Origin of the sequence: Rhodosalinus sp., from assembly GCF_046542825.1 — a bacterium.
GTDB lineage: Bacteria > Pseudomonadota > Alphaproteobacteria > Rhodobacterales > Rhodobacteraceae > Rhodosalinus.
Genome location: NZ_JBKHAQ010000113.1, coordinates 1 through 8,943 on the forward strand (window position 1 = coordinate 1; position 8,943 = coordinate 8,943).

Here is an 8,943-nt window from a genome sequence, read left to right on the forward strand (position 1 = left end):
CCCTCGGGGGGTGAATGCCGCGGCACGCGGCAGAGGGGGGCAGACAGCCCCCCTTTACCGTCACACGTTCAGCAGCAGGTGCTCGCGCTCCCAGGGGCTGATGATCTGCAGGAACTCCTCGTATTCCTTGCGTTTCACGGCGGCGTAGACATTGCAGAACTCCGCCCCCAGCACCGCGTGCAGCGCCTCTGCCTCCTCGAAGGTCTCCAGCGCGTCGCCCAGCACCTGCGGGAAATCCCCTTCGCCGTCGTAGGTGCTGCCCCGGAACTGCTTGCTGGGCCAGTCCTCGTTCACCAGGCCCAGGTAGCCGCAGGCCAGCGAGGCTGCGATGCCGAGGTAGGGGTTGCAGTCCATGCCGGCCACCCGGTTCTCGATCCGCCGCGCCTGCGGCTCGGCGATCGGGATGCGCAGGCCGGTGGTGCGGTTGTCGCGCCCCCATTCCAGATTGATGGGCGCGGCGAAGTCCCTGACGTATCGCCGGTAGCTGTTCACATAAGGCGCAAGGATCGCGATGGCCGCGGGCAGGTGCGTCTGCATCCCGCCCAGGAAGTTGAAGAAGGCGTCCGTCTCGCCGCCCTGCGGCCCGGCAAAGAGATTGCGCCCCGTCTCGCGGTCGATCACCGAGTGGTGCAGGTGCATCGCGCTGCCGGGCTCGCCCTCGATGGGCTTGGCCATGAAGGTGGCGAAACAGTCGTGGCGCAGCGCCGCCTCGCGGATCATCCGCTTGAAGTAGAAGACCTCGTCGGCCAGCCGCACCGGGTCGCCGTGGCGCAGGTTGATCTCGACCTGTCCCGCGCCGCCCTCCTGGGTGATGCCGTCGATCTCGAATCCCTGCGCCTCCGCGAAGTCGTAGATGTCGTCGATGACGGGGCCGTATTCGTCCACCGCGCTCATCGAATAGGCCTGTCGCGCGGCGGCGGGCCGCCCGGTGCGGCCCATCATCGCCTCGATGGGCTTCGCCGGGTCGATATTGCGCGCGACGAGGTAGAATTCCATCTCGGGCGCCACGACGGGGTGCCATCCTTTTGCGTGGTAAAGTTCCACCACCCGCTTGAGCACGTTGCGCGGCGCGAAGGGGATGGGCACGCCCTCGCGGTCGAAGGCGTCGTGGATCACCTGCAGCGTCCAGTCGCCGGTCCAGGGCGCGGCGGTGGCGGTGGACATGTCGGGCTTGAGGATCATGTCCGGCTCGGTGAAATCCTCGGTGTCCGCCTCTTCGGTCCAGCCCCCCGTGATCGTCTGGAAGAAGATCGAGTTGGGCAGGTGGAACTGGCTCTGGCGCGCGAATTTCGAGGCTGGCACCGCCTTGCCGCGGGCGATGCCGGGCAGGTCGGCGATGATGCATTCCACCTCGTCCAGCCGCCGGCCCTCCAGATAGCTGCGCGCGGCCTCCGGCAGGCTGGTCTTCCAGTCGCTCATGCGATCCTCCGCTCGGTGAGGAAGCGGGCGATCATCTCGCCCACCTCGGTCCGGTCGGTGGGCGCGTCGAGCTGCGCGCGCGCGGCGTCGAGTTGCGCGGCCGGCACCACGCCCCTGCCGCGGGTGTCGGCCAGACCCTCGACCACCTCGGCGCCGAATTCGGGATGCGCCTGCACGGTGAAGATCTCGTCGTCGTAGAGCAGCGCCGCGTAAGCGCAGTGGGGGTGTGTGGCCACTACCTCGGCCTCGGCCGGCTTTTCCGTGATCTGGTCCTGATGCCAGGCGTTGAGCGCGAGGGGCCGCCCCTGCCAGTCGTAGACGGTGCGCCCCACGGCCCAGCCGCCGGGCCACTTCGCCACCTTGCCGCCCAGCGCCTGGGCGATGATCTGGTGGCCGAAGCAGATGCCCACCAGCGGCCTGCCGGCGGCGCGTATCTGGCGAATCAGCCGCTCCAGCGGCGGGATCCAGTCGTGATCCTCGTAGGCGCCGTGCTTCGAGCCGGTGATGAGCCAGCCGTCGGCCGCCTCGGGGCCGTCGGGGAAGGCGCCCGCCTCGACATGCCATGTGCGGAAGTCGAAGCCGGGACGCGCCAGCAGCGCCTCGAACATCTCGGGGTAGTCGCCGGTGCGGGGCCGGAGCTCTTCCGGCGCGCGCCCGGTCTGCAGTATGCCGATCAACATGAAATCACCGCGTGGACGGCCGTGATCTAGCCCGCGGCCCGCGCGCCCACAAGGGGGCTAGACGGTCTCCAGATAGACCTGCCAGTGTTCCTCGGGCGGGATCGCGGCCAGGCGGCGCATCTCCTGCCGCTTGGTCATGCAGAGGTTGTCCACGATCGCGTCGCCCAGGATGCGCCGCATCAGCGCCGAGGCCTCGAGCCGCGCGATCGCCTCTTCCCAGCCTGCGGCCATCTGGGGCAGGTCGTGCTCGTAGGCGTTGCCGTCGATGGGGGCGGGCGGGGCGAGCCCATCCTCGATGCCGGACAGCGCGGCGCCCAGCACGGCCGCGAGCAGAAGATAGGGAGTGATGTCGCCGCCCGCCGCGCGATGCTCGATCCGCCGCGCCTTTCCCGGTCCGGCGGGGATCCGGATCGCGGCGGTGCGGTTGTCATAGCCCCAGCCGGCACCGGTGGGCGCGTGGGCGCCCGGCACCAGCCGGTCGTAGCTGGGACCGTGCGGCGCGAGGATCAGGCTCGAGTCCGGCATCGCGCGCAGGCAGCCCGCGACGGCCGCGCGCAGGCTGTCGGACCCCGCCGGCCCGCCGTCGTCGAAGACGTTGCGCCCCGTGTCGTCGAGCACCGAGAAATGCAGGTGCATCCCGTTGCCCGCGTCGTTGGCGTAGGGCTTGGCCATGAAGGTGGCGGCCATCCCGTGCCGCCGCGCCAGCCCGCGCGCCAGCGTCTTGAAGAGCCAGGCGTCGTCTGCGGCCTCCATCGCCGGGCGATGCGCGAGCGTGACCTCGAACTGGCCCAGACCCGACTCCGAGATTGCCGAGTCCACCGCGATCCCCATCGCCGCGCAGCCGGCATAGAGATCGGTGAAGAAGGCATCGAAGGCGTCGAGCTGCCGGATCGACAGGATCGCGTGGCCCTGCAGGCGGCGGCCGGTCTGCGGGTTGATCGGCGGGCGCAGCGCCTCGCCCCCGTCGTCCACCAGCGTGAACTCCATCTCCGTCGCCGCGACGACCTGCCAGCCCCGCGCGGAGAAGGTGTCGAGCACGCGGGCGAGCGCATGTCGCGGATCGCCCGCGAAGGGCGTGCCGCCCTGCTCGAACATCCACATCGGCACCAGCGCGGAGCGATTCTCGAGCCAGGGCATCGGCACCGGCCCGCGCCCGGTGGGATAGAGGATGCCGTCCTGGTCGCCGCTTTCGAAGACCAGCGGGCTGCCCGCGATGTCGCTTCCCCAGACGTCGACGTTGAGCACCGACAGCGGCATCCGCACGCCGGCGGTGGCGAGCTTGGCGGCCGCCGCGGCGGGCATCCGCTTGCCCCGCATCTGCCCGTTGAGATCGCAGGCCGCCGCGCGGAAGGTGGTGACCTCGCTCAGATCCATCGTCTCGCTCCTGCCGCCGCCCCTGGCCGTGCCCTCGGCGTCCTTGGGTATTTGGGGACCATTGAAAGGACAAGCGCGGCGCATCAGGGGCCTACCGGATGATGTTGAGCCGCAGCCTGAGGCCGCGGCGGGCCTCCTGCGGCAGGTGTCGGTTGAGGCGGGCGTTCACAACTCCGAAGAAGCCGATGATCGCCAGTGTCAGCAGGATGAAGTAGCCCGCGAGGATCGGGTAGGGTACGAAGGGGTTGAAGGTGCGGTCGGCGAAGTAGTTCGCGTAATAGAGCGCATCGCCCCGCTGCTGCCAGGCCGGGAAGCCGGAGAAGTAGACCAGCGTCGTGGCGTGGAAGAGAAAGATCGCCTCGTTGGTATAGGCGGGCCAGGCGAGGCGCAGCATGGTGGGCCAGACGACACGCCGGAACCGCGCCCAGCCCGACAGGCCGTAGGCATCCGCGGCCTCCAGTTCGCCCCGGGGGATGGCGCGCAGCGCGCCGTAGAAGATCTCGCCCGAGTAGGCGGCGGTGTTCAGGAACAGCACGATCGTCGCGCCGGCCCAGGCGCTCGTGAAGGCGTCGAAGACCGGTGCCACGGGCTTCAGTGAGAGAAAGAGGAAATAGGCGAAGAAGAACTGGATGAAGAGCGGCGAGCCGCGAAAGACGAAGATGAACCACTCGGACGGCTTGCGGATCGCCCGCACGCGCGAGGCCTTGCCCAGCGCCACCGCCGTGGCGAGGAAAAAGCCCGAGCCCAGCGCCACGACCGCGAAATAGACGTTCCAGATCAGGCCCGAGCCGATCAGCGTGACCTGCTGGCAGAGGGTGAAGCCCTCGCGCGGCAGGAGCCTTTCGCCGATGCCGACGGAGCGCAGCGCATAGTCGGCGATCGTCTCCCAGCAGCTCATGCGCCGCCCCGCCGCAGCGCCTCGCCCTGCGCCGTGGCCTGCCCGCGGGACAGCCGCACGGTCAGCCGCTCGAGCGCGATCTCCGAGACGCGGGTGAAGGCAAGGTAGAAGACCAGCAGCGCCAGGAAATACCACATGCGCCAGTCGCCGTGCGGGTAGGCGGTGAAGCGCGGGTTGGCCGTGCCGCCCAGCTCGCGCGCCCAGTAGACGATGTCCTCGACCCCCAGCAGGAACAGGAGCGGCGTGGCCTTGATGAGCACCATCCACAGGTTCGACAGGCCGGGCAGGGCATAGATCCACATCTGCGGCACCAGAACCCGCCAGAAGGCCTGTCGGTGGGTCATCCCGTAGGCCTCTGCCGTCTCGATCTGCGCGCGCGGCACCGCGCGCATCGCCCCGAAGAGCACGTTGGCGGCGAAGGCGCCGAAGACGATGGCAAAGGTCAGCACGGCCAGGAAGAAGCCGTAGGTTTCATGCACCCATTGCGGCGCGGTGTTGAGCGGCAGCTTGGCCGCCTGGCAGACGATGAAGTCGTTTCCCTGGCGCACCGGCTGATCCCAGTCGGGGCAGAGGATCTGATGGCGCGTCCACTCGAAGATCTGGTCGAGCGCAATGACGAAGAAGAGGAAAAAGGCGATGTCGGGCACGCCGCGCACCACGGCGATGTAGCCCTTGCCGAAGAGCGACAGGGGCAGAATGCGCGACCGCGCCGCCGCCGCGCCGGCGAAGCCGAAGGCCAGCGCGGTGGGCGCGGTGATCGCCAGCAGAAGCAGCACGGTTCCGAACGACAGGTAGAAGCTCATGTGCTTCCCCGTCGTCAGGTAACACGCGAACCACCGGACGGTGTCCAGCGTGTCGGGATCCGTGCAGAACGGAAATATGGTCTGCCCCTCCGGAAGCGGGACGGGCCATGCCGGGCCCGCCCCTCAGGCGACGTGCCTCAGAACTGCGAGGACACGTCCCATTCGGCGATCAGCTCGTTGAGCGAGCCGTCGTCCTTCATCGACTGGATCGCCGCGTCGAAGGCCGCGCGCAGCTCGGGGTCGCTCTCGCGGAAGCCCATGCCGACGCCGCCGCCCAGCGGCACGTCCGGACCGGCCCAGACGAGGTCCGGGTCGTCCTCGACGATCGGCTCGAGGAAGGACTTGTCGGCCAGTACCGCGTCGGCCTCGCCGTTCTTGACGGCGGCGATCGTTTCGTCGGGCGTGGCGAATTCCACCAGCGTCGCGCCGGAGTCGGCGACGTAGCCTGCCTGGATCGTGCCGGTCTGCGCCGCGATCACGCCGGTCTCGACGTCCACGTCCTCCGACATGCCGGCATAGGCCGAGGGGTCGGGCGGGGTGTAGTTCTGCGAGAAGTCGATCACTTCCTCGCGCTCGTCGGTGATCGACATGCCGGCGATGATGGCGTCGTAGTTGCCCGAGACGAGGTTGGGGATGATCGAATCCCAGTCGTTCGTCACCCATTCGCACTCGAGCTCGGCGCGTGCGCAGAGCTCGTCGCCCAGCTCGCGCTCGAAGCCGTCCACCTCGCCGTCGTCGTTGATGAAGTTCCACGGGGGGTAGGCGCCCTCGGTGCCGAGGCGGACCACCTCCTGCGCGGCGGCCATCCCGGCGGAGACCGCCAGCGCCGCCGAGGCGAGGATCAATCGTTTCATCACTTGCACTCCCTCTCTGGTTTCGCGTTTCTCAGGCGGCGCGGGTGGAGGACAGGAAGCCCTGCAGCCGCGTCGACTTGGGCGCCCCGAAAAGCGCCTCTGGCGGACCTTCCTCCTCGATCAGACCCTGGTGGAGGAAGATCACATGGCTCGCGACATCGGCCGCGAGCTTCATGTCGTGGGTGACGATCAGCATGGTGCGTCCCTCGGCGGCCAGGGCCTTGATGACGCGGACCACCTCCTGCTCGAGTTCGGGGTCGAGCGCGCTGGTCGGTTCGTCGAAGAGAAGCGCCTCGGGCTCCATGCAGAGCGCGCGCGCGATGGCGGCGCGTTGTTGCTGGCCGCCCGAGAGCTGCGCGGGCCAGGCATCGGCCTTGTCGCCGATGCCCACCTTGTCGAGATAGCCGCGCGCGGCGCGCTCCACCTCGGCCCGGTCGCGGCGCAGAACGGTGAGCGGCGCCTCCATCACGTTCTGCAGGATGGTCATGTGCGCCCAGAGGTTGAATTGCTGGAACACCATCGACAGGTTCGTGCGGATGCGGATCACCTGCGCCGGGTCGGCCGGATGCCGGTGCATTCCCGTGCCGCGCCAGGCGACCGGTTCGCCCTTGAAGAGGATTTCGCCCTGCTGGCTGTCCTCCAGCAGGTTGAGGCAGCGCAGCAGCGTGGACTTGCCCGAGCCCGAGGAACCGATCAGCGCCACCGTCTCGCCGCGGTGCGCCGTCAGGCTCACGCCCTTGAGCACCTCAAGGCTGGCGTAGGCCTTGTGCAGGTCGCGAACTTCGATGACGGGCGCGGTCTCGGGCAAGGCGGGGTCCGGGGCGGCTTCCTGAAAGTTCCCGCCAATAGGTCGCAAAATGACCGGCGATGCAATGCGCAACGCAAGGGAAATCTTGCAACGACGCGCGCTTTGCCCGCCGGTCAGGCAGCGTCGCGGGCTGGCGCCGGGGCCGGCGGCAGCGGATGCGCGAGGTAGACGGCGGCCGGAATGCGGACGAGCCCACGCAGGCCCAGCGCAGCGCGGTCTGCAGGGGCCAGCGCGGCAATCCCCGCCTCGACCGCCCGTGCGAGCGGGTCGGGGTCGCGGCCCCGTGCCGTGATGAGCGGCAGGCCGGGGGAGGGCGGTGTCATGCCGACGACTTCCAGATGCTCTGCCACCGGATCGTGTCGCGCCAGAAGCCGCCAGGTCTGCGCATCGAGCGCGGCGAGGTCTGCGGCGCCCTCGGCCACCGCGCGGGCAGAGGTGGCGTGCGAGCCGGTGACCAGCAGGGGGCCAAGGCTGCGCCCCGTGGCGGCGAAATGCGCCGCCGGCGCGGCCCAGCCCGACTGCGACAGCGGCTCGTTGAGGGCAAGGCGCGGGCTGCGCAGATCGTCGAGGTGCCGCGCCGTGCCCTTCCGCACGACATAGACGGAGCGATACCAGCCCGGCGCGCAGCCCGGCAGGCCGAAGTCCGGCGTGCCGACCAGCGTCACGCGGTCCTTCAGATGCGCGCGGTAGGGCAGCCCGCAGGTCTGCGCCAGCAAGAGGTCGGGCGCCTGCCACAGCGCCCACAGGTCCTCCGGCTCCGCCAGCGAGCGGGGGCCCGCGCCCAGCGCGTCGCGGATCGCGGCCCACAGGCGTGCCGTGGCGCCCGCCGTCTCGGGGCGGGCATACATCGGCAGCGCGGCGATCACCCGCCTTCGACCCGGCGGCGCGCCCGCCCGCTGTCCAGGTCCGACACGCCCAGCAGGTTGACCGCCAGCCGCATCAGCGCGTTCTCGTGGTCGTCGCGCACACCGTCGGCCAGCACCACCTTCCACAGCGCCTCGACCACGCCGAGGCGCTCGTCATAGGGGACCGCGTCCTTGATCGAACGGGTGAAGCGCACGGTGTCGGGCGCCTCTGCCTCCAGCGCCTCTGCCTCGGCCTGCAGCTTCTGCGCCTCGAAGGGCGACAGGCCGAAGCGTTCGGCGGCGATGCGCCCGATCATCCGGCGCTCCTCCTCGGCATAATCGCCGTCGGAGCGCGCGACGCGCACCAGCAGCGCGATCAGCGCGAGGCGCGCGTCGTCGTCGGGCAGCGGGTCGGGGACGGGTGCGGCGAGGCGCTTGAGGAAATCTGCAAACATGCGGCGGATATAGTCGGGCGCGGGCCGCGCGCCAATCAGGGAATCGAGCGGGCGGTGTCGCGTAGTGCGGCGCTGTCATACTCCTCGATGCCCAGCGCGTGCTCGATCGCGGCGATGGCGGCCTCCTCTTCGGCGTCGGCCTTGCCGTCGGCCATCATCACCTCCCACAGCGCGCCGGCGATGCCCAGCCGCTCGGCATAGTCCACGCTGTCGCGCAGGACAGAGGCGAAGCGCTCGGTCTCCGGCAGGTCGTGCTCCAGCTTCTCGGCGGTGGCGCGCAGCCTGGCGGCCTCGACCGGGTTCAGCCCGAAGCGCGCGGCAAGGATGCGGTCGATGCGGCTGATCTCCTCGAAGAGATAGGCGTGATCGGATTTGGCCACCCGCACCAGCAGTGCCGCAAGCGCCAGCCGCGCGTCGGGCTCCGGCAGCGCCGCGGGCGGGTGACGGTCGTGGGCGAAACGGGCGAGCAACTCACGCAGCATCAGCCCTGGTATCCCTCGACGATCACCAGGTCGGCCTCGGCCGCGCCGTCGCGGTGGGCCTTCGCGCGCTGGTATTCCGGGCTGTCGTAGCAGGCGCGCGCGGCCTCGATGCTGGGGAACTCCAGCACCACATGGCGCGCGCGCGGCGCACCCTCGCGCGCCTCCTGCGCGCCGCCGCGGACGAGGAACCGCGCCTCGTATTTCGCGAAGGCCTCTGCATTGGCCTCGCGGTAGCGCTGATAGGCCTCGGGGTCGCTCACGTCGACCTGCGCGACCCAGTATCCCTTGGGCATCCATCCCTCCCTCACCCGCGTGCAGGGGGCCG

General features: G+C 69.9%; 11 protein-coding genes. All 11 read right to left on the minus strand.

All coding sequences use genetic code 11. The annotated features are described in order from the left end of the window. Positions 1 to 60: 60 nt before the first annotated feature. The gene (locus ACLFOB_RS12690; RefSeq protein ID WP_410926300.1) at positions 61 to 1,419 is read right to left on the minus strand and encodes a glutamine synthetase family protein; all 1,359 of its coding nucleotides are present in this window, start codon (positions 1,417 to 1,419) and stop codon (positions 61 to 63) included. After that, positions 1,416 to 2,099, minus strand: coding sequence for a type 1 glutamine amidotransferase (locus tag ACLFOB_RS12695; RefSeq protein WP_410918087.1), 684 nt, complete (start codon positions 2,097 to 2,099; stop codon positions 1,416 to 1,418). The genes ACLFOB_RS12690 and ACLFOB_RS12695 overlap by 4 nt, the downstream gene beginning before the upstream one ends. 57 nt (positions 2,100 to 2,156) lie before the next feature. Further along, complete coding sequence (locus ACLFOB_RS12700) at positions 2,157 to 3,473, minus strand: glutamine synthetase family protein (protein WP_410918088.1); 1,317 nt, start codon at positions 3,471 to 3,473, stop codon at positions 2,157 to 2,159. A gap of 91 nt (positions 3,474 to 3,564) precedes the next feature. Beyond that, a complete protein-coding gene (locus ACLFOB_RS12705; protein ID WP_410918089.1) occupies positions 3,565 to 4,371 on the minus strand; it encodes an ABC transporter permease in 807 nt (268 codons plus the stop codon). Beyond that, positions 4,368 to 5,252, minus strand: coding sequence for an ABC transporter permease (locus ACLFOB_RS12710; protein ID WP_410926306.1), 885 nt, complete (start codon positions 5,250 to 5,252; stop codon positions 4,368 to 4,370). The genes ACLFOB_RS12705 and ACLFOB_RS12710 overlap by 4 nt, the downstream gene beginning before the upstream one ends. Before the next feature lie 59 nt (positions 5,253 to 5,311). After that, positions 5,312 to 6,028, minus strand: coding sequence for a transporter substrate-binding domain-containing protein (locus ACLFOB_RS12715; RefSeq protein WP_410918091.1), 717 nt, complete (start codon positions 6,026 to 6,028; stop codon positions 5,312 to 5,314). A 31-nt stretch (positions 6,029 to 6,059) separates the two neighbouring features. Next, complete coding sequence (locus ACLFOB_RS12720; RefSeq protein ID WP_410926301.1) at positions 6,060 to 6,836, minus strand: ABC transporter ATP-binding protein; 777 nt, start codon at positions 6,834 to 6,836, stop codon at positions 6,060 to 6,062. Positions 6,837 to 6,949: 113 nt separating this feature from the next. Further along, positions 6,950 to 7,702, minus strand: coding sequence for a phosphate/phosphite/phosphonate ABC transporter substrate-binding protein (locus ACLFOB_RS12725; protein ID WP_410926302.1), 753 nt, complete (start codon positions 7,700 to 7,702; stop codon positions 6,950 to 6,952). Then, a complete protein-coding gene (locus ACLFOB_RS12730; RefSeq protein WP_410926303.1) occupies positions 7,699 to 8,136 on the minus strand; it encodes a TerB family tellurite resistance protein in 438 nt (145 codons plus the stop codon). The genes ACLFOB_RS12725 and ACLFOB_RS12730 overlap by 4 nt, the downstream gene beginning before the upstream one ends. Before the next feature lie 35 nt (positions 8,137 to 8,171). Further along, entirely contained in the window at positions 8,172 to 8,618 is a 447-nt protein-coding gene (locus ACLFOB_RS12735; RefSeq protein ID WP_410926304.1) for a TerB family tellurite resistance protein, read from the minus strand. Beyond that, positions 8,618 to 8,943 (minus strand): DUF1330 domain-containing protein (locus ACLFOB_RS12740; protein ID WP_410926305.1); only part of this gene is annotated, 326 nt, incomplete at its 5' end. The genes ACLFOB_RS12740 and ACLFOB_RS12735, both read right to left, overlap by 1 nt.